This window comes from Phnomibacter sp., assembly GCF_036803085.1.
Classification (GTDB): Bacteria; Bacteroidota; Bacteroidia; order Chitinophagales; family Chitinophagaceae; genus Phnomibacter.
In genome coordinates this window covers 132,335-157,043 of record NZ_DAIRUZ010000009.1, presented here as the reverse complement: position 1 = coordinate 157,043, position 24,709 = coordinate 132,335, and the positions used below count along the sequence as shown (strand labels likewise).

General features: G+C 46.1%; 17 protein-coding genes. 9 read left to right on the top strand and 8 right to left on the bottom strand.

Annotation, left to right across the window (positions count from 1 at the left end):
• The first annotated feature begins 52 nt into the window (after positions 1–52).
• Positions 53–1,273: a hypothetical protein gene (locus V7Q13_RS16090; protein ID WP_333801695.1), complete on the top strand. Its 1,221-nt coding sequence runs from the start codon at positions 53–55 to the stop codon at positions 1,271–1,273.
• A gap of 16 nt (positions 1,274–1,289) precedes the next feature.
• Here V7Q13_RS16090 and V7Q13_RS16085 read toward each other — a convergent pair whose 3' ends face one another.
• Positions 1,290–1,976, bottom strand: a complete 687-nt coding sequence (locus V7Q13_RS16085; protein ID WP_333801694.1) for a response regulator transcription factor — start codon at positions 1,974–1,976, stop codon at positions 1,290–1,292.
• A gap of 9 nt (positions 1,977–1,985) precedes the next feature.
• On the bottom strand, positions 1,986–3,410 hold the full coding sequence (locus tag V7Q13_RS16080) for a sensor histidine kinase (RefSeq protein ID WP_333801693.1): 1,425 nt from the start codon (positions 3,408–3,410) through the stop codon (positions 1,986–1,988).
• A 140-nt stretch (positions 3,411–3,550) separates the two neighbouring features.
• Between V7Q13_RS16080 and V7Q13_RS16075 the strand changes: the two genes are divergently transcribed.
• Positions 3,551–4,417 carry a GLPGLI family protein gene (locus V7Q13_RS16075; protein ID WP_333801692.1) on the top strand — a complete coding sequence of 289 codons (867 nt, stop codon included), beginning with the start codon at positions 3,551–3,553 and terminating at the stop codon, positions 4,415–4,417.
• Positions 4,418–4,496: 79 nt separating this feature from the next.
• Here V7Q13_RS16075 and V7Q13_RS16070 read toward each other — a convergent pair whose 3' ends face one another.
• Both V7Q13_RS16070 and V7Q13_RS16065 read right to left on the bottom strand, forming a co-directional pair.
• A complete protein-coding gene (locus tag V7Q13_RS16070; RefSeq protein WP_333801691.1) occupies positions 4,497–5,255 on the bottom strand; it encodes a Bax inhibitor-1/YccA family protein in 759 nt (252 codons plus the stop codon).
• An 89-nt stretch (positions 5,256–5,344) separates the two neighbouring features.
• On the bottom strand, positions 5,345–7,828 hold the full coding sequence (locus V7Q13_RS16065; protein ID WP_333801690.1) for a DUF5686 family protein: 2,484 nt from the start codon (positions 7,826–7,828) through the stop codon (positions 5,345–5,347).
• Between the two features lie 155 nt (positions 7,829–7,983).
• On the opposite strand from V7Q13_RS16065, the gene V7Q13_RS16060 reads away from it, so the two are divergent.
• From V7Q13_RS16060 to V7Q13_RS16050, 3 genes are read left to right on the top strand one after another with little or no spacing between them, the layout of a single operon-like run.
• Positions 7,984–9,651 (top strand): M28 family peptidase, encoded by a 1,668-nt coding sequence (locus V7Q13_RS16060; protein ID WP_333801689.1) that lies wholly within the window; start codon positions 7,984–7,986, stop codon positions 9,649–9,651.
• Between the two features lie 12 nt (positions 9,652–9,663).
• Entirely contained in the window at positions 9,664–10,101 is a 438-nt protein-coding gene (locus V7Q13_RS16055) for an IPExxxVDY family protein (RefSeq protein ID WP_333801688.1), read from the top strand.
• Positions 10,102–10,125: 24 nt separating this feature from the next.
• A complete protein-coding gene (locus V7Q13_RS16050) occupies positions 10,126–10,359 on the top strand; it encodes a 4a-hydroxytetrahydrobiopterin dehydratase (RefSeq protein WP_333801687.1) in 234 nt (77 codons plus the stop codon).
• Here the strand turns inward: V7Q13_RS16050 and V7Q13_RS16045 are convergent, their stop codons facing one another.
• The 4 genes from V7Q13_RS16045 to V7Q13_RS16030 form a co-directional block, all read right to left on the bottom strand.
• A complete protein-coding gene (locus tag V7Q13_RS16045; RefSeq protein ID WP_333801686.1) occupies positions 10,360–11,127 on the bottom strand; it encodes a hypothetical protein in 768 nt (255 codons plus the stop codon). It abuts the gene before it with no gap.
• An 11-nt stretch (positions 11,128–11,138) separates the two neighbouring features.
• Entirely contained in the window at positions 11,139–12,203 is a 1,065-nt protein-coding gene (gene selD / locus V7Q13_RS16040; protein WP_333801685.1) for a selenide, water dikinase SelD, read from the bottom strand.
• Positions 12,204–12,267: 64 nt separating this feature from the next.
• Positions 12,268–14,337 carry a M16 family metallopeptidase gene (locus tag V7Q13_RS16035; RefSeq protein ID WP_333801684.1) on the bottom strand — a complete coding sequence of 690 codons (2,070 nt, stop codon included), beginning with the start codon at positions 14,335–14,337 and terminating at the stop codon, positions 12,268–12,270.
• Positions 14,338–14,388: 51 nt separating this feature from the next.
• Complete coding sequence (locus tag V7Q13_RS16030) at positions 14,389–15,732, bottom strand: M16 family metallopeptidase (RefSeq protein ID WP_333801683.1); 1,344 nt, start codon at positions 15,730–15,732, stop codon at positions 14,389–14,391.
• Between the two features lie 143 nt (positions 15,733–15,875).
• Between V7Q13_RS16030 and V7Q13_RS16025 the strand changes: the two genes are divergently transcribed.
• The 4 genes from V7Q13_RS16025 (at position 15,876) to V7Q13_RS16010 (ending at position 24,673) form a co-directional block, all read left to right on the top strand.
• Entirely contained in the window at positions 15,876–17,237 is a 1,362-nt protein-coding gene (locus tag V7Q13_RS16025) for a M20/M25/M40 family metallo-hydrolase (RefSeq protein WP_333801682.1), read from the top strand.
• 212 nt (positions 17,238–17,449) lie between these two features.
• Positions 17,450–20,770 (top strand): hypothetical protein, encoded by a 3,321-nt coding sequence (locus tag V7Q13_RS16020; RefSeq protein WP_333801681.1) that lies wholly within the window; start codon positions 17,450–17,452, stop codon positions 20,768–20,770.
• A gap of 4 nt (positions 20,771–20,774) precedes the next feature.
• A complete protein-coding gene (locus V7Q13_RS16015; protein WP_333801680.1) occupies positions 20,775–22,694 on the top strand; it encodes a transglutaminase-like domain-containing protein in 1,920 nt (639 codons plus the stop codon).
• Positions 22,695–22,705: 11 nt separating this feature from the next.
• Positions 22,706–24,673, top strand: coding sequence for a DUF3857 domain-containing protein (locus V7Q13_RS16010; protein ID WP_333801679.1), 1,968 nt, complete (start codon positions 22,706–22,708; stop codon positions 24,671–24,673).
• Positions 24,674–24,709: the final 36 nt, after the last annotated feature.

Below are 24,709 nucleotides of genomic sequence, written 5' to 3'. Positions count from 1 at the left end.
CGGTAGTTCTGGTAAAGATAGGTGGCTGTCATTCATGCAAAATATTCAACAGATGGTTCTCCTTCGCATTCGTCAGGTTTTCTTTTTATTGGGTTTGATGGCCACGCTGGGTTGTGCGGCGCAGCGCAATAAAAAAGCTACAACAGCTTCTTCACAAAGTGAAATCCGTTGGAGCAACTACCGGGGTTCGTTTACGCAGTTTATACAGCAGGCCATCCGGCAAAATGCGGTGGCTATTGTAGATAAAGATGTAACACCGCCCGAACCTGTAATCATTGAAGGCAACCTTACCTTAAAGGGCACTGGCGTTACTATTTACAATAAGCACAAGCAGCTGTTTGTGGTAGGTAGTGGTGTACATCATTTCAGTCATTTTACAGTGCAACAATCGCATGCAGAGGCAAGTGCTTTTTTATCGAACATTCAACCCAAACTGGTGTGGACGAATACACTGGATGATGTGCACATCAACGGTGGGCAGTATGGCTACAACAGCAGCCGCGGTGGCTTGTACGACGAAAAACAAGACAGTGTATTGGCGTGGAGCGGCACTACTATTCTCAACAGCACCTTCAATGTACGGTACATTGCCATTGCTGTGTTTTCGCAAGACGGGCCCTGCAAATATTTGCATATGCGCAATGTACAAATGAGCACTGCCGAATCACACAACCTCTATATTCATCCCAACGTGAGCCTACGTTTTGATAGTGTGGTGAGTGTAAAAGCGGGCAAGCTGGCCATGCATCATTTTAGTGGTGGCAATGAGCAGTTTTATTACACCGCCCGTTACTTAGAAATGAACAAGGTGTCTGCTCCAAGTAAGGCTGCTTGGGAAATGGTGAATCCTAAATCCGGATATATTCAAATCAGCAACAGTCAACTAGCGCCCTATACAACAGCCGGTGTTCAAGTACCAAAGGTTTCGGCCATCAATTGCACTTTTTACAATAGCGGAAATGGCATTATGTTTTCCGGAATAATTGAAAACTGTACCGGAGATATTTGGAGCGGCGGCAAAGGCGAACTACTCATTAAAAACAGTAGGTTTAAAGATCTTATCATGCGGCCCGGTGGAAAAGTGGTGGCAGACAATTCGCAGTTTGATATGATTTATCTGAGTGACAAAGGCGCCGACTATACACTTGAACTTGACCGCTGCACCGTTGGCGGAATTGTGGATGGCAACTCTGGAAAGGGGCAGGTAAAAATGAAAAACTCGCAACTAAAAAGCAACCGCCCAATCCGTCAGGGCATTCTAATACAACAATAACCTAACGTGCTTACACTTACGTTACAAACCGGTAGCCCACACCTTTTATGGTGAGTATTTCCAATGCAGGATCGTCTTTGAGATAGCTACGGATTTTGGTGATGTACACATCCAGATTACGGCTGTTGAAAATGCTGTCGTTTCCCCAGATGGCATTGAGCAAATCCCGTCGTTCGATGATGTGGTTGCGATGCTCAAACAAGTACAACAGCAACTCACTTTCGCGGTACGATAGTTTACGTTCTTCCTGCTGAAAGTGTAATACCTGCCTAGGTTTGTTGAATTGATACTGACCAATAGCAATGGTATCAGCATCTGCTTTTTCTGTTTGCTGCTGGCCTGTCAATTGCAACAGGTTGTTGATTCTCGCTATCAGTTCTTCCATGCTGAAGGGCTTGCGCAAATAATCATTGCCACCTTCGCCAAAACCTTTTACTACATCTTCGGTTTGGGTTTTGGCCGTTAAAAACAAAATAGGCACGGTGGCATTTTGCTGGCGTATTTCCCGTGCCAGCGTAAATCCGTCTTTGTTGGGTAGCATTACATCCAGCACACAAATAGCGGGCTGAGCTTTTAGATAAGCCTGCATTACTTTGGCACCATCGTCTTCCATCACCACGGCATAGCCGCGGCTCTCGAGTGTTTCCTTTACAATCTTGCCCAGAAACACTTCATCTTCTACATATAAAATGGTTGGCATCATGGTATGAATTTACGCCGACTGCAGTTCAATCACAAAACAAGCTCCGTGTGGTTGCACCGGCTCTACCCGAATGCTACCGCCATGTTTTTTTATCACTTCGGCTACATAGCTCAGGCCAAGGCCATAGCCTTTAATGTTGTGCGTATCGCCATGCGGCACCCGAAAGAATTTATCGAATACTTTATCGCTATACTCTGCAGGTATCCCCTCGCCTTTATCGCTTACACGTAGCTGCACACGGCCGTCGGTTTGCGTTATGTGAATGTCGATAGAAGGATGATCGCCACTGTATTTAAGCGCATTATCCAGCAGGTTGTACAGCACACTTTGCAGGTGCAGTGCATCTGCTTTTACCATAACTGCAGGTGCGGCATGCAGCTCACAATGTGCATGTGCTTTTTCCAATTGCAACCGCATGCTGCTCACTACCTGTTGTGCCAGCGCAGTCAGGTCTGTTACTGTTTGTTGCAGCTCCATTTTGTCTTGCTCAAACATCGATACCCGCAGCACTTTATCTACCAGTAGGTTAAGCCGTTGCAGTTCGCCTGCCGATATATCAAGGTATTCCTGTGTACGTTTCGGATCGTTGAGTGCATGAAAACTTTTCAATGCTTCGATGGCTACACCTACGGTGGCTATCGGCGTTTTCAACTCATGCGTCATGTTGCTGATAAAATCGTTTTTCAGCAAGGCCAGCCGTTGTTGTGTTTTCAAGCTTTTGTACAAAAACAGAAATGCAGTAATGGTAATGCCAAGCATGGCCAGTGAAAAAAAGATAGGCCACATCATTTTGGGAATAACCATCCAAAAAACACTGTCGAAGCTGGCGGCTACAATTTTCATTCCCGGTATAGAAGGCCCACGCCGCATACCAGGCGAGGGGTCATTTTCCCGACGCTGTTGTTCTTTGGCCGAGAGCAAACGAATGCTGAATGGAAAAGTCAAATCATTTTCATCCAACGCTTTGCTGTAAGATTTTTGCAAAGCCGGTAAGTCTTTTTCTGTTCCAAAAAAAGGGGCCTGTACTACGAGCTTCGACAGATCATCGCGGTTATCATTTCTCCGCTCCGCATCCAACGCTACCATACGTACCCCACCTGTACGGCGGCCCGTATCGGGTGGCGGTATGTTGATGCTTACCTGAATTTGTCCATCATTTTTTTTACCCAACACAGTATCGGTAACAAAAATGGCCCGTCGTTCTTTGCTGCCGGAGTCGGCAAACACAAATCTGCTTCGCGTTGAATCGTTCGACAAAAACTGCAGTTGTCTCCGCACCGAAGTTTCCCGAAGCACAATACCCAGCTCCCTGCGCAGACTCTGGTATTCGTCGCGGTAGGTTTTGCGTAGCCAATACCCCTGAAACAATACCAGCAGTACAATGCTGAGTACCATCAGCCAGCCGGCAGTGCGTATTTTTCGTTGTTGCGTCAATTGATAAAAGGTTAAGTCATTCAAATGTATTTCGCCCGGTTATCCTGCTGCACATTCCTTTAACCTAAATTAACTACGCACTCATCACTCTTAACCCGTTTGTGCGGGGCAGCCCTGTAGCTTTGGTAAAAATTGATTCTATGAAATGTAATTGGATAGGCATTGCCTTACTGGCTGTGTCGGTATCGGCCACGGCACAGGTAAAAGAAGGCACAGTGATTTATGAAAGAAAAATAAACATGCACAAACGCCTGCCACCAGAAGCCGAGCAAATGCGGGCCATGATACCCGAATTTCAGACCAGCAAAATGGAGCTGAGTTTTAACACCACTCAATCGCTGTATAAAAATGTGGTAGAGCCAACCAACGAACTACCTACCGGCGATGGTGCAGGTGGCGGTGGCATGCGTGGTGGTATGATGTTTCGCTTTGGTGGCGGCAACCCCAACGATGAAACTTTTCGCGACTACGATAAAGAACTGATTGTAGAAAGCCGTGAGCTGGGGCCAAAAAAATATTTGATTGACGATACGCTTCGCCCCATGAAGTGGAAGCTGGAGCAAGATACCATGACCATTAACGGGTACCTGTGCTACAAAGCCACTACAGTAACCAGTGCCTTTGGCATGGGCGGTATGCGGCCCGCAGGTGCCGGGCAACAGCGCCCCGGTGGCGATAGTGCACAAGCCGGCAATCAGCAGCGCCGTTTCAACATACCTGCTGAGCAAAAAGTAGAAGCCTGGTTTACACAGGATATTGAAACCAGCGCCGGCCCCGATAATTACTTTGGCCTGCCCGGTTTAATATTGAAAGTAGTGGTAGATGAAGGTACCATTACCTACACGGCATTGAGTGTAAACACACAAGCAAAAGCAAATGTGAAAACACCCACTTCAGGTAAAAAAATTACCCGTCAGGAATACATGAAAATGATGCAACAGCAGTTTCAGGGCATGCGTCCTCCAGGCGGTGGCGGCGGCGGTCAGCGCATCATCATCAACCAATAAGTTGCTACATATTCACTGTATACAAAAACGGTCGCTCATGTAGAGCGACCGTTTTTTTTAAATGGGACTTATTTTTTTCTTAATCTCTGCTGCTGAAGCGACTCAGTAAACGCAGGATTTCGAGGTACAACCAAACCAACGTTACTATCAAACCAAATGCACCGTACCACTCCATGTACTTGGGTGCGCCTTGTGCAGCTCCTTGTTCAATCATGTCGAAATCGAGGATGAGGTTCAGCGCAGCAATGGCTACCACAAACAGGCTGATGCCAATGCCCAACATAGAGCTATTATGCATGAAGGCTACTTCTACACCAAACATGCGTACTACCATTACAATAAGGTAAAAAATAGCAATGCCGGCAGTAGCAGTAAAAATGATAGACCTGAAACGCTCTGTGGCTTTGATGATGCGGAAATTGTACAGCAAAAACATAGCCAATGCAGTGCCCATGGTGAGGCCTACAGCGTTGGTTATAATGTTGGGCATGTTTTCTGAAAAAGCAAAATTGTACATGGCAGATATGGCGCCAATAAACAGGCCTTCGAGTATAGCGTATGCCGGTGCCAGGTATGGCGACCATTCTTTTTTAAACGTCATAACCAGTGCCAATACCAAACCGCCAATAGCTCCTACCCACAAGTAAGTGGTTACGCTTTGCTGTTTGTAAAAGGCATTCCAGGTAAATAATGCGGCACCCAATAAGAGCAGCAGCATAAAGCCAAGCTTGTTCATAGTGCCACGGGCCGTCATGGCACCACCGCCGGAGCCGGCAATAGACAAGCCCTGAAAAGATTTTTCGCCCAGAGTGGGATTACCCGATTTGAATAAAGACATAATCACTTCAATTTTAAGATTGCTAAACTAATGGTTTTGTTGTTAACCCTGCTGTAATGTAACCGAATGCCACCGTAAGCCGATGGCGCTTAAAACGCCAGCCTGAAACTGCCAAAAACCCCAAACCGGCTGGTACGGTTTTGTGGCAATGGTGTTGGTGCCACTCGCCACACTAAATCGAGGCGCAGCACTTTAAAAATATTGTCGACACCCGTGCCCACCTCTGCATAGGTTTTTCCTTGCAGCTCCTGAAAAGGATGGCCCTGCACAAAATTGAGCTGGCGGTTAGCATCGCTCAAACTGCCCCACAAAGTTTTGATGTTCCAAAACTGGCGCAGTTTCATTTTTCGGGTAAAGCCAATGTACTTAAACAAGCCGCTGCCAAAGTTTTGCTCAAAGCCCAACCCCGCATACTGATCGTTGATGTATTCAAAACGATTCATGAGGTTGAAGGCATATTTGTTGTAATAATAAATCTCATTGCCCGGCGCTACATCCAGCAGCATGTAAGGAAGGGTGCCAAATACTTTGCCCACATACCCCGAGTATTCAATGGAGCCAAATGGGGCCACTTTATGAAAACCATTTACCCTGAAATTGAGTTTGTGGTAATCGTAATTACTGTTGAGCACACCAGCCCAGCCTTTTGAATAACGGAGTTCGGCTATGGGATAATCGCTGCCAAGGCTGGTACGCAGGTAATTGCCATTCAAAAACCGTTCGAGGTAAGCAAAACGAACTGCTACCGTTGTTTCAAAATTGTTGAGTGCTTCGCCTTTGCCAGCTGTAAAATTACTTTTCAGCGGAATGTTTTTCAGCGGTTCATACTTGGTGCGGCGGGCTTCCAGTTTGAGCGACCAACCTTTTTCGTTGCTGGTAAAATATTCAATTTCCTGCCGCTCCACCTGCATAAACTTGATGGGAATATCGGGCTTGCGAATGGCCAGTGTAAAAATGTTGTCGAGGCTTACTTCATCGTAATAATTCTGTCCGTTGTCCAAATCATTTAGGTAAGATACATGCAGCATCTTCCGCGGATTTTTTTCGAAGAAATAATACATCTCCGCTTTGCCCTTGAGTTTTTTATCGCCAAAGCCGTAAGCCAGATAGCCGTGCAGATACATGTTTTTATTGAAGCCCGGCGTAGTGCCCAAATCAAAGCGGGTACGCAGGCCCTCCCAGGCATTCAGGCTTATCCAGTTAAACCACGGGCCTATTTCAAAATTGCCAAGGGGCTTGTAACCTGTGGTAAGAAACGACACCGTGTTGTAATACTGTTTGAAGATGGGCATTTGCTGCAGCGTATCAATCATTTTGTAAATGGCCAGCTCATTTTTGTTAAGCTCTTCGTGTCGGGCATCGGTCCAAAAACCTTCGTTTTTTGCTTCCGAACCCGGCAATACAATCACCTGTTCGGGCAAGGTATTTTTGGTCAGCTGTTGCAGTACCGCATCATTATTTACCAGCACATTTCTGTATGTGGTGGTTTTGCGGCCCTTCATGCCGCTTTTGTTTTTGCCAATGGGATATATATCGGCAATGAATTTATCTTTCGATAAAAACCACACCGAATCATTGATAAGCCGGTAGTCCTGATAAATGCTCAGGTTCTCTATAAAGTTGACAGTAGAAGTTGCATCAATACGAAGTTGGATACGCTGCACGGCAAAGGTGGAATCGTGTATCCAGGCATCGCCTTCAAAAGTGCTTTCGCCTTTGCGCTTTGGCGAAAACAGCCAGTGGTAATAGCGCCTGCCATTGAGCATCACCGTATCGGCTATGCGGTAGTTGTAATACGCATCGCCATTATCACTCAGCGGGCTTACAAACTGCTTATCAAACACCGGAATGAAGTTGTTGTACACGTTTACATTCTGATACATGCTACCCAGTTGTCGGGTTACACTTTCATTGTCGATGCCGTTGGTTTTGCTGGCTTTTATTTCTTCTCTTCTGCGTTTAGGATTGCTGCTGTACCAATAATCGCTGATGGTTTCAGCCAGATAAATGGGCAAAAATGGCGGGCCGTCTTCGGTGGTATCTAAATTATCGAGCACAAAGGCAAACGGTTTCAGCAGCTTCATTTCTTTGAGCTTGTCGGCATTTATCTTGTTGAGGTCGAGCTCTAGTTTATTGTGTACTTCGTAGCTGAAGTTGCTAAAGCGGCTTCGGTCGTTGTAGGGTTTGCGCCGCACAACTTTACGCCACAAAATGAGGCCCCAGTTGGCCTTGGTTTTTACCAGTACTCCACCCGAAACCTCTCTTTCTAAATTGACAATGATTGGTTTACTCAAATTGAGCTCCGCAATAGCCAATGCTTTGCGGAAGTAGCCCACATAGGTTATAAACAACGAGTCGGCTGCAAAGCCGGTGATGTCGATGCTGAATGTACCCAACGAATCGGTAACTGCGCCTTTGCGGGCAGGATACACTTCGACCGATGCGAAGGGGATGGGCTCTTCATTGTGACTGTCTTTCACAATGCCGCGAATGAGTGTGGTTTGCGCTAAGGCTACTTGTGCAACAAATCCTACACACAAAAGCAGCAGCAGCTTTGCGCCAAAAATTTTCATAGGGTGCAAAATTAACCGAATGGTGAAGCCGACTTGTAACCAAACACACAGGAAAGCCGCTTGTTTAGTCAAAGTTTTGAAAAAAATAGACCACTATAGCAGCTGCAGTTGCGCCACTGTACATTTGCAATCAATAAAATCACTGGATGTTCATCATGAAAATTGTCCGATTTGCCCGGCTTATTACCTGCATAGTTGTATTGCTTGCTGCCGTACAAGTGCAGGCGCAATCAAAAAAACAACGCAAGGCCATTGCCGCCGCCAACACACAAATTGAAAATAACCTCAAAACCTTTGTAGGCATTTTAGCCAGCGATAGCCTCGAAGGCCGCCGCACCGGTACCACCGGCGAGGCAAAAGCAGTAGCATATATCGAAAACTACTACAAACAATTGGGTATAGCCGGCGCCAACAATGGCAGCTACCTGCAGCCATTTGTAGTAGATGAGGGCAAAACGCCCAACGCCAGCCAGCTTCAGTTGGATGACCATGTGCTGAAAGCAGGCGTAGATTTTTTTCCGCTACCATGGAGTGGCTTACAAAATATTGATGCAGAAAGTGCTGCCGCCCTGCAAGAAATTGGTAGCCCTTGGTGGTACGATTTGAAAGAAGACCTCGAAGCCAACAAAAACAATCCGCACTTACTGCCGGAGCAACTCATTAGAGATAAAGCAACAGCTGCTGCTAAAATTGGCGCTACTGCGCTGCTGGTATATAACACTGCAGTAGGTGAAGAAGTAATTAAATACAATGCCAAAGACCGCTCCGATGCCGCAGCCATTCCTGTGTTTTACATTCAAAAAGAGGCGGTGCATAAATACAAAATAGATACCGACGCTTCATTTCATGTAAAAGCAAAAGCTGTATTTACTCAGCAAAAAAGAAATGGCACCAATGTAGCTGCGTTCATCAACAACAATGCAGCACAAACCATTATACTAGGTGCACACCTCGATCACCTGGGGTATGGAGAAGATGCTAACAGCCGCCACACCGGCGATGCCGCTATACACAACGGTGCCGATGACAATGCCAGCGGTACGGCAGCCCTGATGGAAGTGGCCCGTTTGCTGAAAGAAAAACCTAATCAATCATTCAACTATTTGCTGCTGCACTTTAGTGGCGAAGAACTTGGCCTGTACGGAAGTAAATTTTACACCGAGCATCCGTTGGTCGATTTTAAGCAGGTGAATTACATGATAAACATGGACATGGTGGGCCGCCTCAACCCCGAAAGCAAAGTGCTCACCATTGGTGGTATTGGTACTTCGCCTGCCTGGTCATCAGTTTTAAAAATGAATGAGCAAACAGATTTCAGCATCAAGATAGACAGCAGCGGCACCGGCCCCAGCGATCATACTTCTTTCTATCGCAAAGATCTGCCTGTGCTGTTTTTCTTTACCGGATTGCATACCGATTACCATAAGCCCAGCGACGATGCGCATTTGATTAACTATAGTGGTATGCGCCATATTGTACAATACATCAGCCGCATCATTGATAATACACCAGTGGCAGAAAAACTGGCATTTACCAAAACCAAAGAACAACAAATGGGTGGTGGCCGTTTCAAGGTTTCTATCGGCATTATGCCCGACTATACTTTTAGCGGACAAGGAGTAAAAGCCGATGGCATTATAGATGGAAGACCGGCACAAAAAGCAGGTGTGCAAGCAGGTGATGTGATTATTCAGTTGGGTGAGCACCTCATTACCAGTGTAGAAACATACATGCAAGCCCTAAACCGTTTTGATAAAGGACAGCAAACCACGGTAACCATCAAGCGGGGCAGTGAGATTAAAGAGTTTGCCATTAGTTTTTAATACCTTTTCGCTGTGGCTAAGCTGATTTTAGATAACGACCAGGTTGCGGAAGACTTTTTCGAACACGCCCGGCTATTCGGCATTCAATGCCCCGTGTCGCCACATAAATTTGTGTGGCTCATCAACAATCATTTTGGCTACGACTTTCGACTTCAAACAGACACAGACATTACTGTAGATAAAAAAACTAAGAAATTCAATTTTCCACTTTACGAATACAACGAACAATTTTTGGCAGCGAGGCATTTTATCTATTCCAACAAATCGGACGGTGAGTATTTACTACCTGAATTGAAACACACCGATTTTTTATGGTTGGTAATCAATGAAAGCAACAACGCAGGATTTTTAGAATTGCTGGGAACTGAACTCCGAAAAGTAAATCAGGTACAATTGGTGACCTTGCTCAATAACGATAAGTTTAAAAACAAACTGCAACTGCTGCAATAACCTTTTCCCTCAACACACTAGCGTATGTGGCAAGAAACCAACCATCAACTCTACCGCAAATTTCAATTTGCCAACTTTAGTGAAGCCTTCGCCTTTATGACCCGTGTGGCTATTGAAGCAGAAAAAATGGATCATCATCCACTGTGGACCAATGTATGGAACACGGTAGAAATTTGGCTCAGCACCCACGATGCGGGCAATGTGGTAACGGATAAAGACCGTACGCTGGCAGCACGTATAGATGCGTTGCTGGCGTAATTATTTCCAACGATAGTAAAGATTGGTGCTGCCTCTAAACTGCAAAGCCCCGTTGTAAAAATTGGCAAACGGAGAAGCCAGGTCTACAGCAAAAGGCTGCAGCCCCATGCTAATACCGAACTTTTGTTTGATGATAGGAATCGTCATGTTGATTTCCGGAGCAAACAGGCAGCTGAAGGTTTTCAATTCCTTTTCGTATTCATTTTCCAACATGCGTAGTTCGGCTACAGTGGGTGCACCGCTACTGCCCGGCACACCAATGGGATCGGCATGGCTACGCTTGTGTATAGCAATACCCGGTGCCAGTAAGGCCCGCACATGAAATTGTATGGCCGTTTTCGGATTTTTATTGAGGTTAAAATCGTAAGCCAGCGGCATCGTTAATGCCAGCACGTTATTACTCACACTACTGATACGAAAAGTATCGGGCAGCGGCCGACCACCAAACGGAATGATGAGTATGGATAAAAAAGCATCACCCAAATTGGAGCTGTTCATAGAAAAAGCATCGTAGCGCAAACCAAGCCCCGTGTACAAGCGGTGGCGGCTGCCATTGCTCCATTCAATCATCGCCGGCAAGTGCATAGAAAATGAGATGGTACCATTGCCCTGCCTTCTGTCGAAGATGAGTTTGTTGTTGGTTTCGTAGGCGTGAATACCGATAGATGGTGCAAAGGCGGCTTCAATACCTACGGGTTTCCATTGTGCCCATGTAACTGAAGCAGCACAAAAAACCATCGTAACAATCAACAAACCTTTCTTCATCATAGCCATTCATTTTATGGTTGTACAACTATTCGTTTTTCACCTGCAGCAGTAAGCTCACCTATGGGTTGCAACACTGCAGCAGCTAAGCCGTTTGCAGTTAATACTTCCTGTACTTGTGCTACCGCATCGGGTGCTACTGCTATCAGCAAACCGCCATTGGTTTGCGGATCGGGCAGCAGCTTGAATGCCTCCATCACATTTACACCGGGTTCAAATTTTACCTGTGTGCTGTAGGCATTCCAGTTGCGATAGGTAGCATCGGGCACTGCATTTTGCTGCAGGTATGCTGGCACACCTTCCAATACTGACAGCTGTTGGTACTGTATCGTTGCACCAAGGTGGCTGCCTTCACACATTTCTATCAAATGGCCCAGCAATCCAAAACCCGTTACATCGGTCATAGCATGTACTGCGTCTATTTTTCCCAAAGCCATCCCCGCCTGGTTGAGTTGGGTAATGGTTTGCAACAGCAAGTCATAATGTGCTGGTTGCAACAAGCCCCGCTTTTGCGCTGTAGATAAAATGCCAATGCCCAAGGGTTTGGTGAGCAACAATACATCGCCTTCTTGCGCCTTGTTGTTTTGCTTGATGTTGGCCTTTGCCACCAACCCATTTACGGCCAACCCAAAAAACGGTTCGGGGCTATCAATGCTATGGCCGCCAGCCAGCGGTATACCTGCGGCCTCGCAAACAGCACGGCCACCTTCGAGCACTTGAGCGGCCATTGCTGCAGGTAGTTTTTGCGTGGGCCAACCCAGCACTGCAATCGCCATCAAAGGCTTGCCACCCATGGCGTACACATCGCTAATGGCGTTGGCGGCAGCTATGCGGCCAAAGTCGAATGCATCATCAACAATGGGCATAAAAAAATCTGTGGTGCTAATGAGGCAATCGCCATTGCCAAGGTCGTACACAGCTGCATCGTCTTTGCTGCTATTGCCTACCAGCAAGGCTGGAAAAGCAGTAGTAGCCGTTTTGCTTTGCAACATTTCTTCCAGCACAGCAGGTGCTATTTTGCAGCCGCAGCCTGCGCCGCTGGCAAAGGCCGTTAGTTTGATTGCTTCCTGTTCACTCATGTTAACCGATTTTATGACGCAAAGAAAAAGAGGCCGAAGCCTCTTTTTACATGATTGGTGTTATTTATAATTCCGATGCGGAAAGTCCTGCATTAATTTTCACTTCTGTAATGCTGATGTCTTGTTTCATTACTCCCAGGTCAATCACAATTTGTACCGGAATTTTCACGCCGTTGTACTCCTTGTACTCTTTGTAAAATGTAATTACATTAAGCTTACCCATGGGGCCGCCATCCTGCTGGCGAACATCCTTCAATTTCAATCCTGTTTGTACATCGTAAAACGCATGGAAACTGGCACCTTCAGGTGTTACTATTTCAATATCGTAAGCATCTTTACCATCAACGCTTTCAATGCCTTTGAGGTTCAGTTTTACCGCGGTGTTGCTCAGGTAGTAACGTTCTTCGTACATCGCGGCTTTAGCATCCAGTTGTGCTTTTCCATCGGCACCTACATCTTGTTTGGCGCCCTGCATAGCCACCGTATATTCTGTGCCGTTTTTGCTTTGCTTCATCAGTTCCATGGGGCCCATTTTTACAGCTGCACTGTAACCACCGGGCATTACATGCTTTTGTTCGTACTGCATAGCTTGTCCCATAATTGATACACTACCTATGAGTGTGGCATCTTTAATAGCAGCAATGGCTGTTTCGCCGCCGTAAGCTTCAATGGCTTTTTGTAAAACACTGGTAGCAGTTACGTTTGCGTCCACTTTCTTTTCAGTAGGTGGTGCTACTTCGTTGCCATTGATGTCGAAGAATTTCACTTCGCCATACTTGCTCAGGCCTGCAGCAATCTCTTTTGCGTTACCTACTATGGTAATCACCAAATTGTTTACAGGCACATACTTATTGGCCATAGCCTGCACATTGGCCGGTGTAACGGCGTTGAGCTTGGTGAGGTAAGTACGGTAGTAATCTTTGGGCAAATTATAGCGGGCTACGTTCAAGGCAAAGCTGGCTACTGTGCCAGCATTTTCGAGGCTGCGGGCAAAGCCACCGCTCATGTAGTTTTTCAAGGCGGTCACTTCACTATCGCTGGCTGCTTCGTTGCGTATGCGGTTGAACTCATACAAAAACTGACCAACGGCGCTGTCCGTTTTTTCGTTGCGTACCGAAGCACTAGCACGGAAACTACCCACCAGTCGGTCGGTGCTTACACCACCACCGGCACCGTAAGTGAAGGCATATTTCTCCCGCAAGTTTTGGTTGAGGCGGCTGCTGAAACCACCACCCAATACATTGCCCATTACGCTAGTCGGAATGGCATCAGGAGTACCGGGTTGCAGGTTTACCGGTGAGCTGATGCTGATGACGCTTTGCACCGAACTTGGCCGGTCTACCACAGCAATCAAGGTTTTAGCAGGCTGCTTTACTTCGGCATATTGTTTTTTTGGTACGTCGCCACGGGTCCAGCTGCCAAAGTGTTCGGTGGCCAGCTTCATGGCTTCGTTGGTAGTAATATCACCTACAAAAATGAGGTACGCAATATTGGGCTTCCAATAAGTGCTGTGGTAGTTTTTAATGTCGGCAACGGTTACATTTTTTACGGTTTGTTCTGTTTCAAACTCGCCGTAAGGATGGCTCTTGCCATACACCAGCATGCCACTTACGTTGCCGGCAATGCTGTTTGGGTCGTCTTTGGCTTGAGCCAAACCACTCAGTGTTTGGGTGCGAATTTTTTCGAGCTCAGTATTGCTAAATGCCGGACGTAATGCCACATCGGCCATTAGCTGCAATAGTTTGGGAAAATTGCCTTTGAGTGATGAAGCAGATACAGAAGTGGCACTGGCACCCAGTTCGCCGCCCAAAAAGTCAACACTTTCATCGAGGGTGGCTTTGTCCATTTTGCTGGTACCGCGGCGCATCAGCGAACCGGCCATACTGAGCATCCCTGCTTTATCACCTTCTACCAGCGGGTCGCGGTCGATGGTGAGGGTGGCAGAAACCTGTGGCAGCTTGGTATTGGTTACTACAAAAACTTTAAGGCCATTGGGCAACGTAAAGCTGGCCGGATCGCCAATATTAATAACCGGTGCAGGACCGGGCTTGGGTGCTTTGGTACGGTCGATGGTTTGTGCTTGCAGGAGCATGGTGCTACATAAAGCAATGCACGATAGAAAAGTATATTTCATGATTGAAGTTCAATTAAAGTATAGAAAGAAAACAAAGTCAACACAAATAGATTACGGCTTTGGATTGGTGCTACCCTGCTGCGATTTTGGTACATAGTACAATACCACACGGTTGTCTTTTACCAAATACTTTTTGGCCACATTGCGCAGGTCTTCCCGTGTTACTTTGCGGTAGCGTTCTATTTCTGTATTGATGAGGTTGGCATCGCCAAAATATACTTCGTAGTTGGCCAGGCTTTCAGCAATACCAGCTACCGATGAATTCTGCCGGATGAAATTGCTCTCTATCTGATTGCGTACTTTTTCAAACTCCCGTTCGTCTACCAAATTGGTTTGTACTTCTGCCACCAGTGAGTCGATGGATTGCTCTACCACCTCGGGCTTCACACCCATATTGGTAATGGCGAAGTTGATGAAGAGGCCGGCATCTTCCAGAAAGAAAGGGAAGGCGCCTGCCGCTACGGCTTCTTCTTTTTCATCTACCAATACTTTGTTCATGCGGCTGCTTTCGCCACCACTCAGCAAAGTGCTCAGTACATTAAAAGCGTAATATTCATCGGAGCCCTGCTTGGGAGCACGGTAACCCTGAATAACAGCAGGCAGTTGAATATTGTCCTGAATCACATCCCGCACTTCTTTGGCCAATGGTGGCTCTTGTACTTTAGGGCGGGGCACTTCGGCGCCACGGGGTATGGGGCCAAAGTATTGTTCGATTTTCTTTTTGGTGCTGGCTACGTCAAAGTCGCCGGCAATGCTCAGCACGGCATTGTTGGGTACATAAAAACGTTTGTAAAAAGATACAAACTCATTGAGCTTGGCCGCTTCCAAATGGTCCATACTACCAATAGGTTGCCAGCGGTAGGGGTGTTTGGTAAAGGCTCGCTTAAACAGGTTTTCTACCATGGTGCCGTATGGCTGGTTATCAATACGCTGGCGTTTTTCTTCTTTCACTACCTGGCGCTGTGTTTCTACACCCTTATCGGTGATTTCTGCATGCATGAGGCGTTCACTTTCGAGCCACAGGCCAAGGTCGAGTTGGTTGCTTGGCAGCAGGTCGTAATAAAAGGTTCTGTCCTGGCTGGTGTTGGCATTGTTATCGCCACCGGCATTGGTAATGTACTTATCAAAGTCGCCACGCTTCAGGTTTTTGCTGCCTTCAAACAACAGGTGCTCGAAGAAATGCGCAAAGCCGGTACGGGCTGTGTCTTCATTTTTAGAACCCACATGGTACAATACCGATACCACCACAACGGGTACCGATTTATCCTGATGCAAAATCACTTTCAGGCCATTGGGTAGGGTGTATTTTTCAAAAGCAATATTAGGCGCCTGGCCAATGGCCAGAGCTGTTGTGGCGAGCAGGGCAGTAGCCATAACTCCTTTTTTCCATTTCATATATATCCCGGTTTTAAATAATGTGCAATTAGCGGTGCGAAAATTAGGTAGAAGCGGCTGAATACTGATGTCACTCATCACAAAAACCGGTACATTAACAGCCTCTTTTATCAAACAGCCAATTCTATTAAAGGTTAGCTACCATGAACAGAAAAATTTATTCGCTTGGGTTATGCCTGGGCATGGCTGCCGCAGCAGTTGCACAAGACGACGCTGCCAAGCTCAAACAATTGTCTGACGAAATTATGCTGCACAGCACAGCCTATGAAAATCTCCGCTACTTGTGCAAGCAGGTTGGTCCACGCCTGAGCGGCTCGCCACAGGCGCAAAAGTCGGTAGAAGCCACTGCCCGTATGCTCAAAGAAGCCGGTGCAGATACGGTGTACCTGCAGCCCTGCATGGTGCCGCATTGGGAGCGGGGCGCCAAAGAGCAAGGCGTGGTTACGTATGGCGGTAAACAAAAAGCGCTTAATGTGTGTGCACTGGGCATGAGCATTGGCACACCAACCGCCGGCATCAAAGCCGGTGTAATTGAGGTGCGCAATTTTGAAGAACTCGAAAAGCTGCCCGATGCTACCGTAAAAGGCAAGATTGTTTTCTTTAACTACCCCATGCGCCCCGAGCTGATACAAGGTGGCTATGGCGATGCCGTTCGCTACCGCAGCAATGGCCCCGTGGCGGCCGCCAAAAAAGGCGCCGTAGCCGTGATGATTCGCAGTGTAACCCACTCGCTGGACAATTACCCGCATACCGGCACCACCCGCTACGATGATGCCGTAAAAAAAATTCCGGCCTTTGCCTGCAGCACCATGGATGCCGAGTGGCTGAGCAAGCAACTGAAATTGCGCATGCCGGTGCAACTGTTTTTAAAATCGAATTGTAAGCAAGGCCCCGATGTGCTGAGCTACAACGTAGTAGGCGAAATTCGCGGCAGCGAAAAACCCGAAGAAATTATTACCGCAGGTGGCCACCTCGATAGCTGGGACCTGGGCGAAGGTGCTCACGATGATGGGGCAGGTTGTGTACAAAGCATTGAAGTGATACGTGCTATAAAAGCGTTGGGGCTCAAACCCAAACGCACCATTCGTGCTGTAATGTTTATGAACGAAGAAAATGGCCTGCGGGGTGGCAATGCTTATGCTGAGTTTGCCAAAAAGCTGAATGAAAATCACATTTTTGCAGTAGAAAGCGATGCCGGTGGTTTTGGTGTGCAAACCCTTGGTATCAGCGGCCAGCCGCATCAGTATGCAAAAATTAAAAGCTGGGAAAAATTATTCAAACCCTTTGGTATTTATGAACTGAGTGAAGGTGGTGGCGGTGCAGATATTGGTCCGCTGAAACCATTGGGCACAGTGCTGAGTGGTGTAAACCCGGGCACACAGCGCTACTTCGATCATCACCATGCTGCCAACGATGTGTTTGAAGCAGTACATAAACGGGAGCTGGAGTTGGGTGCGTTCAGCATGGTTGCCATTTGCTGGCTGGTCAGCGAATATGGTTTGTAAACCATTTTCTTTTTTTCTATACAAAAAGCCACGCTGCAAGGGGTGGCTTTTTGCTTGTATTGCCTGCACATATTTTATACATTTTGGCACTATTGATACGTGGTTGGTCACGGTTTATGAAAAGATGCCGCACAGGGTTTGTTTATTCGGGTACTTTGAAGGGATAACAGCTACTTTAGCAAGACCATTTACGTACCCGTTATAGTCAAACTATGCATATAATTTCCTGCGCATGGCGGTCGCTGTGCTTTCTCGTGTTCAGTTGCTTCTTCATTCCCTTTTTTGCCATTGCACAACAAGCGCCCGGCCCCGTTGCACTCTTCAACAGCGGTGATATTATGCAAGATGCCAGCAAGCAGTTTGAAGAAAAAAACTACAAAGGCGCCATTGGCCTGTATAATAGCATTCCTAAAAGCGATACCAATTACAACAACGCATTGTATGAGTTGAGCTACGCTTACTATGCCGATAGCCAGTACGATAAATCGTTGCAAACTGCAGCAGAAGGCATCCGGCTTTTTCCTGAAATGAAGGGCAGGTTTATGTTGCTGCAAGCCAGTGTGCTCGATGATATGGATAAGAAAACTGAAGCCATTCAAATGTATACACAATGTATTCAGCTCAATGTGTTTGACTACACCGCCTATTACAACCGTGCTGTTACTTACAATCAAACGAAGCAATACGACAGTGCATTTGCCGATTTAAAAAAGTGCCTGCTCATCAATCCGTTTTATGCATCGGGCCACTACCTCATGGCCATGCACTACCTGCGCAATGGCAATGTTGTAGCCAGTGTACTGGCCCTGCAATCCTACCTCATCATTGCCCCCGAAGGCCGCTACCTCAACAGCAGCATACAATGGCTGAGTAAAATAGCCAAGGCATCAGACGATGTAATGGAATATGCTGCTAAAGCCGACGATAGCCAGCTGGGTAGTTTTGCCCCTATACAAGCGGTGCTACTCTCGAAAGCCGCACTGGACAAGAGTTATAAGCTCAAAACAAGTTTAGAAGACAACATAGTGCGGCAGGTGCAGGTGGTAAATGAACAGCTGCAATACGATGCCGGCAACGATGATTTTGCGCAGCAGGTATACGTCCCTTTTTTGAAGCAGTTGATGGAAAAAAACTTCTTTGAACCACATGTGTACACCATGTTTGGCGGGCTCGATATTGCCGACATTCAAAACTGGAACAAACGCAACAAAAAAGTAACGGAACCCTATTTTGCTTTTGCCAACGATTACCTACGCCTCATTCGCACCACACAAGAAATGATGTACAGCAAGCGGGCACAATGCACCCAATGCTACTTGTATGAAGATGGCTACATAAATGGAAAAGGCCCATGCAATAACCAAGATTTGAGCCAGTACCATGGCAGCTGGCAGTTGTATTATGAAAACGGACAACTGAAAGAGAAAGGCCAGTTTGATGAACAACAAAACCGCCAAGGCGAGTGGGTAACCTATCACGAAAATGGACAGCTCAAAGAAGTATCGCAATACAAAGACAACTTACTGAATGGCCTTTCTAAAGGATGGCACGAAAACGGCAACCCATGGTTTGAATACACACTGCATATGGGCAAAACCGAAGGCAAAGCCATTACCTATTTTTACAACGGCCTTACACGCAGTGAGCAGCAATACAAGAACGATGTAAAAGACGGTGAAGAAATTGAATACACCTATCAGGGCATTCTTTTTGCCAAGGCCAATTACAAAGAAGGCAAAAAGCAGGGCCTAACCACCTTGTATCATCCGGGTGGAAAAGTGCGGGAACATCTGAGCTATACCGATGGTGTAGAAGATGGCAAATACCAGTCTTTTTACTTAGACGGACAACCATTTGAAACCGGCACTTATGTAGCCGGAAAACGGACAGGGCTCTGGACTTCGCTACACGAAAACGGTAAGCCCAAAGACAGCACCACTTACAGCGATAATGAAGTAACAGGGCCTTTCAGCGAATACTTCGACAACGGCAACATAAGCCGCAAAGGCAATTACAGTAAGAAAAAACTAGACGGACTACTCTACGATTATGCCAGCGACGGCAAGCTGTACAGCATGAGCTTGTTTGACAACGGCAGGCTTCGTGAAATAACTTACTATAACAAAGCCGGAGCTGTGATCAGCAGCACCAATACAAAGGGCGATAAAAACCTGATTGTATCTTATTCGGCCAAAGGCTACAAATACGCAGAAGGGTATTATAACAAAGAAGGCTATCGCAATGGTAGTTACACTACTTTTTTTCCCAACGGAAAAGTGCGGGAGCAATCCACCTACAGCGAAGGCGAACTCGACGGGCTGAGTACAGAACGCTTGTTTACCGGCCAGCCCTGGAAGGAACTTACATACAAAAAAGGCAAACAGGATGGCTATTACAAAAGCTATTTCACCAGCGGCAAACTGTCTTCCGAAGGCTGGATGGTGGCCGATGAAAAACAACAATTGTTTCGCTTTTACAACATCAACGGCAGCTACGATGTAGACGAGTATTATTTAGACAATGATCTGAATGGTTTCAGCACTTCGTATTACCCAAACAATAAGCCTTCGTTTGTGTATCGCTACGACCACAGCTGGCTGATGGGCTGGGAGCAATACGATAGCAGCGGCAAGCTGTTGAGCACCGCCAATTTTCCGGCTGGTAAAGGCGCTTACGAAACCAGGCACTTCAATGGCAGTGTAATGGTTCGTGCTGCCTACGAAGCGTATCAATTGCACGGCAAATACGAATCATTTTACTACAATGGCAAGCCCCGGCTTAGCATGCAGTACCGCTATGGCAAATCATACGACTCGGCCATTACCCGGTATTTCAATGGAAAAATTGAAAGCCGCGGACTGATGGTAAACAACGAAAAACACGGCAAGTGGCAGTACTATTTTGAAGATGGCAAGCTAAGAGAAACCGAGCTCAACAAACATGGCGAACTGCATGGCGAAAATATTTTTTACCACCCCGATGGCAGCATCGATAAATCATCGGTATACAAAGAAGGTGCCCTGCACGGCAACACCAACCTGTACAATGCAGCCGGCGAACTGATGATACAAATTCACTACGAAAATGGCTATGTAGTAAGCTATAGCTACACCGGTAAAGATGGCAAACTGGTACCCGCTATCAACATCAATCCTGAAAAAGATTCAGCCATTGGCTACTACAAAAACGGCGTAAAAAGTGCGGTGCTGCATTTTGAAAATGAAGACGAGCATGGCGAAAGAACGCTGTACCACAATACAGGTGCCGTATATTCCGTTGAACAGCGACACATTGGTTATGTACATGGTGTAAGAAAAACCTACTTCGCCAATGGAAAACTGCAGAAAGAAGAATCTTTTTACCATGGCCGGAATGAAGGTCCGCTCAAAGAGTACTTTCCATCAGGCAAGTTGAAATCAGAAAAAACATTTGTAAACGATGACCCCCACGGCACCTGGAAATATTACTCGGAAGCAGGTTTAGTAACCGAAACACGGGTGTATTTTCATGGCCTGCTTTTATCAGTACAATAAACGTATGATGCAATTGAAACAATGGATACTGGCCACAGCGCTGTGCAGCATGGCCGGTGTGAGCCAGGCGCAATCCCTGCAAGAGGTGCAGGCCCGTTATCCCAACGAAGCCGCTGTATTTCTTAATTACAAAACCGAGCTACGGCTGTTTTTGCAAAACGACACCCCCGCTGCCGAACGCAAGCAGGTAAACGACCTGATGATTCTGAGCGAAAAAAATGCCGGTCTGTTTGCACGAAGCGCAGTGTACCACAGTGGCTTTAATGAGCTCACCGGTATGGAGGCGTACACCTTGCTGCCGGGATCGAAAAAGAGAATACCCATTGGGCAAACGAAAACACAAAGCAGCACCAGCCGTTCCGTTTTTTATGATGATGTAAAAGAAACCAGCTTCGATTATCCGGCACTTACACAAGGAGCCATTGCACATATCGAATACACACAGCTGTTAAAAGAAGCGCATCTCATTACGCCTTTTAGTTATGGTGCCGGCATTCCTGGCTGGAACGTAACGTTTACTGCCATTGTGCCGGAAAACATCGAGATAAAATACATCGTAAAAAATGACCCCAAAGGCCTGCTGAAATTAAGCACGGAAAAAAAGCGGGGCACTACTTACTATACATGGAGTATGCAGCATGTAAAAAACGAAGACAGTTATGGCGATGCTCCTGACGACCGCTATTACGAACCGCATGTAATTGTTTACATCAGCAAATACAACAACAGCGCCGGCCAGCAAACCTTTGTACAATCGGTTGATGATTTATACCGCTGGAATGCATCGTTTACCAAAACCCTCAACCAAACAGAAGACCCTGCACTCAAAGCCATTACCGATTCGCTGGTAAAACCATTGAGCTCTTCTCTGCAAAAAGCAGAAGCCATTTATAAGTGGGTTCAAAACCACATTCGGTATGTAGCTTTTGAAAACGGGCTTGAAGGCTTTCGGCCACGGCAGGCTGCTGAAGTATGCAGCAAACGCTATGGCGATTGTAAAGACATGAGCAGCATTATTACGCAAATGCTGCGTATGGCGGGTATAGAAGCTTATTACACATGGATAGGCACCAGAGATATTCCTTACACCTATCATGATGTGCCGCTACCCATTGTAGATAACCACATGATTTCAGTTGCCCGTATAGATGGTCGTTGGTATTTTATTGATGGCACATCGCCCAGCAGCACCATTTACCTGCCACCCAGTTCTATACAAAACAAACAGGCGCTGGTGGGCATCAGCGATACTAAATATGAAATATTAACAGTGCCCGTAGCAGAGCCCGTTGTATCTATGGTAGAAGACAGCACGTTTTTTCATTTTACACCCGATGGTATTGCCGGTAAAGAAAAAGTATTGTACAAAGGCTACTATGCCGAAGACGTACACAACGCCCTGCTATACCGCGATGAAAAACGCCTGAAGGAGTATGTAAAAACCCGCATGGGCAAAGCCAGCAATAAGTTTATGCTGGGCGAATACAAGGTAAGCAAGCAAGATGCACCTACACTTGAAGCCAGTATTGTGGCCGATTTTGAAGTGCCGGGCTATGGTAAAAAAGTAGGCAATGAGTATTACATTAACCTCCATTTGGAAAAGCTTTTTGAAAACCAACTGATTGATACTGCCAAGCGTAAAGTGCCCAAGCAGTTTGAATATCAGGGCCATGTTATTTCGCACCACATACTTAGCATTCCGGAGGGGTATAAGGTAAGTTATCATCCTGAAAACTTTGAAGCGGAAACGAAATTCTACAAACTGAAAGTGCGGTATACCAAACAGCAAAACAGCATTATTGCCACACAAGAACTTACCACAAAAGTGCTGCTGCTGGAACCAGCACAGTTTGCCGAGTGGAATACCCAAATGCCCCGCATACAAGCACATTACAAAGAACAAATTGTTCTCGAAAAAAATTAAACACGTTCATCATGATACGATCTGCAATCCTTGCATTATTTACTTGTACTGTTTTACTATTCGCCACTCAGCAGGCAGTGGCACAAAGCCAACCCTACCAATGGAAAGCCACTCCAGCACTGCATGAGCTACCCGCACAGTATGCCAACGAAAATGCTGTGATCATTATGGATCAGCGGCTACACACATTTTTATCCGACGAAAAAGAAGGCTTGCTGTTGTATACCACGCTGCATAAAATCATCAGGGTAAACAAGGAGCAGGGTGTAGAAATGTTCAACAAAGTGTATGTGCCGGTGGCTTACGATGCCGAAGTACAAGAAATACAAGCCCGTGTAATTACGCCTGCTGGCAAAGTCATCAACCTGCCTGCCGATAAAGTATTAGACGAAGAAGAAGATGGCAGGCTCTACAAAAAGTTTGCACTGGAAGGCGTAGAGAAAGGCAGCGAGGTGGAATACATTGCCCGCATCAAACGCAATGCTTCATTTTTCGGACTGGAAGTATTTCAATCGCCGGTACCCTGTGCAGAAGCCCGTTTTACACTTACTATTCCGGCTTATCTCGTTTTTACCTGCAAAGGGTACAATGGTTTTGAAATGGCCGCCGATACAGTAATTGGTGAGCAGCGCATTAGCTATGGCAGTTGCAGCAACATAGCAGTAGTAGAAAATGAAAAGTATGCGCAAACAGCACAACACTTAAAAAATGTGCAGTACAAACTGTCGTACAATCTGAGCAAAGACAAAGACGTTCGTTTGTTTACCTGGAATCAGTTGGCAAAAAACATTTTCGACCGCTACAGTAAGCCCGAAGAAAAAGAAGTGAAGGCCATTGCTGCTTTTCTCAAATCGAGTAAGATAAATGGCGAAACAGAAGAAGCAAAAATCATTGCCCTCGAAGATTATCTGAAAAACAACATCAGCATCAACGAACAAGGTATTGGTGATGATGCTGAGCTGATAGAAAAAATAGTAAAAACCAAAGTAGCCAGCAACGAAGGCTTTACCAAACTGTTTGCCCTGTGCTTGCAGCAAATGGATATCAAGTATCAAATTGTTTTTCCCAGCAAAAGAGATGACATACCGCTGGATGAAAAACTGGAAAACTACCGGTTGATTGAAGACCCGGTGTTTTATTTTCCTGGCACGGGCAAGTATCTGGAGCCAACAAATATTTCGTTTCGCTACCCTTACATACAGCCCAACTGGGCTGCCACCAAAGGATTGTTTTTGCAAAATACCAGCATTGGCAATTTCAATACAGCATATGCATCTTTTAAAAACATTGCTATTCTTCCGTACGAGCAAAGCAGCCACAACATGGAGGTTAAACTACGCTTTAACAGCAACCTCGATTCGGTACTGATGCATAGCAAACAAATTTTTACAGGCTATGGTGCCAGCATGTATCGGCCTGCTTTTCATTTTTTGCCAAAAGATAAAATTCAAGACTTCACTCAAGAGCTGATGCAGAGTGTGTCGAACAGCAAAAACATCCGTAATATTAAAGTAGCCAACGACGCATTTGCCGATGGATACAGCAATAAGCCACTTACTATTGAAGGCGATATCAGTAGTGCAGAACTGTTTGAAATAGCCGGTAATAAATTGCTACTGAAAATAGGTGATGTGATAGGGCCACAAGTGCAGATGTATCAGGAAAAGCCACGCCAGTTGCCGGTTTCAGTAGAGTACCCTCATGCCCTAGACCGCAAAATTGAACTCACCATACCAGATGGCTACAGCATCAAAAATCCGGATGACCTGAAATTTTTCATTACTGAAAAAGCAAATGAAGAAGGTACCATGGGTTTCATTTCTACCTACAAAATAGAAGGACAAAAACTGCTGATAGACATACATGAATATTACAAAGAAACAGCGTACAGCATGGAGCAGTTTGATGCATTTCAGAAAGTGATAAATGCCGCTGCAGACTTTAATAAAGTGGTGCTGGTGCTGGAAAAAAAGAAGTAATCCACACTTCATTATTTACATAAAAAGAGGCTTTGC

What these genes read in the sequence shown, in the direction of transcription:
- V7Q13_RS16020 (WP_333801681.1), top strand. Translation starts at nt 17,450, where the DNA reads ATGCATATAATTTCCTGCGCATGGCGGTCGCTGTGCTTTCTCGTGTTC.
- V7Q13_RS16090 (WP_333801695.1), top strand. Translation starts at nt 53, where the DNA reads ATGGTTCTCCTTCGCATTCGTCAGGTTTTCTTTTTATTGGGTTTGATG.
- V7Q13_RS16075 (WP_333801692.1), top strand. Translation starts at nt 3,551, where the DNA reads ATGAAATGTAATTGGATAGGCATTGCCTTACTGGCTGTGTCGGTATCG.
- V7Q13_RS16065 (WP_333801690.1), bottom strand. Translation starts at nt 7,828, where the DNA reads ATGAAAATTTTTGGCGCAAAGCTGCTGCTGCTTTTGTGTGTAGGATTT.
- V7Q13_RS16035 (WP_333801684.1), bottom strand. Translation starts at nt 14,337, where the DNA reads ATGAAATATACTTTTCTATCGTGCATTGCTTTATGTAGCACCATGCTC.
- V7Q13_RS16030 (WP_333801683.1), bottom strand. Translation starts at nt 15,732, where the DNA reads ATGAAATGGAAAAAAGGAGTTATGGCTACTGCCCTGCTCGCCACAACA.
- V7Q13_RS16085 (WP_333801694.1), bottom strand. Translation starts at nt 1,976, where the DNA reads ATGATGCCAACCATTTTATATGTAGAAGATGAAGTGTTTCTGGGCAAG.
- selD (WP_333801685.1), bottom strand. Translation starts at nt 12,203, where the DNA reads ATGAGTGAACAGGAAGCAATCAAACTAACGGCCTTTGCCAGCGGCGCA.
- V7Q13_RS16010 (WP_333801679.1), top strand. Translation starts at nt 22,706, where the DNA reads ATGATACGATCTGCAATCCTTGCATTATTTACTTGTACTGTTTTACTA.
- V7Q13_RS16070 (WP_333801691.1), bottom strand. Translation starts at nt 5,255, where the DNA reads ATGTCTTTATTCAAATCGGGTAATCCCACTCTGGGCGAAAAATCTTTT.
- V7Q13_RS16025 (WP_333801682.1), top strand. Translation starts at nt 15,876, where the DNA reads ATGAACAGAAAAATTTATTCGCTTGGGTTATGCCTGGGCATGGCTGCC.
- V7Q13_RS16015 (WP_333801680.1), top strand. Translation starts at nt 20,775, where the DNA reads ATGATGCAATTGAAACAATGGATACTGGCCACAGCGCTGTGCAGCATG.
- V7Q13_RS16045 (WP_333801686.1), bottom strand. Translation starts at nt 11,127, where the DNA reads ATGATGAAGAAAGGTTTGTTGATTGTTACGATGGTTTTTTGTGCTGCT.
- V7Q13_RS16060 (WP_333801689.1), top strand. Translation starts at nt 7,984, where the DNA reads ATGAAAATTGTCCGATTTGCCCGGCTTATTACCTGCATAGTTGTATTG.
- V7Q13_RS16050 (WP_333801687.1), top strand. Translation starts at nt 10,126, where the DNA reads ATGTGGCAAGAAACCAACCATCAACTCTACCGCAAATTTCAATTTGCC.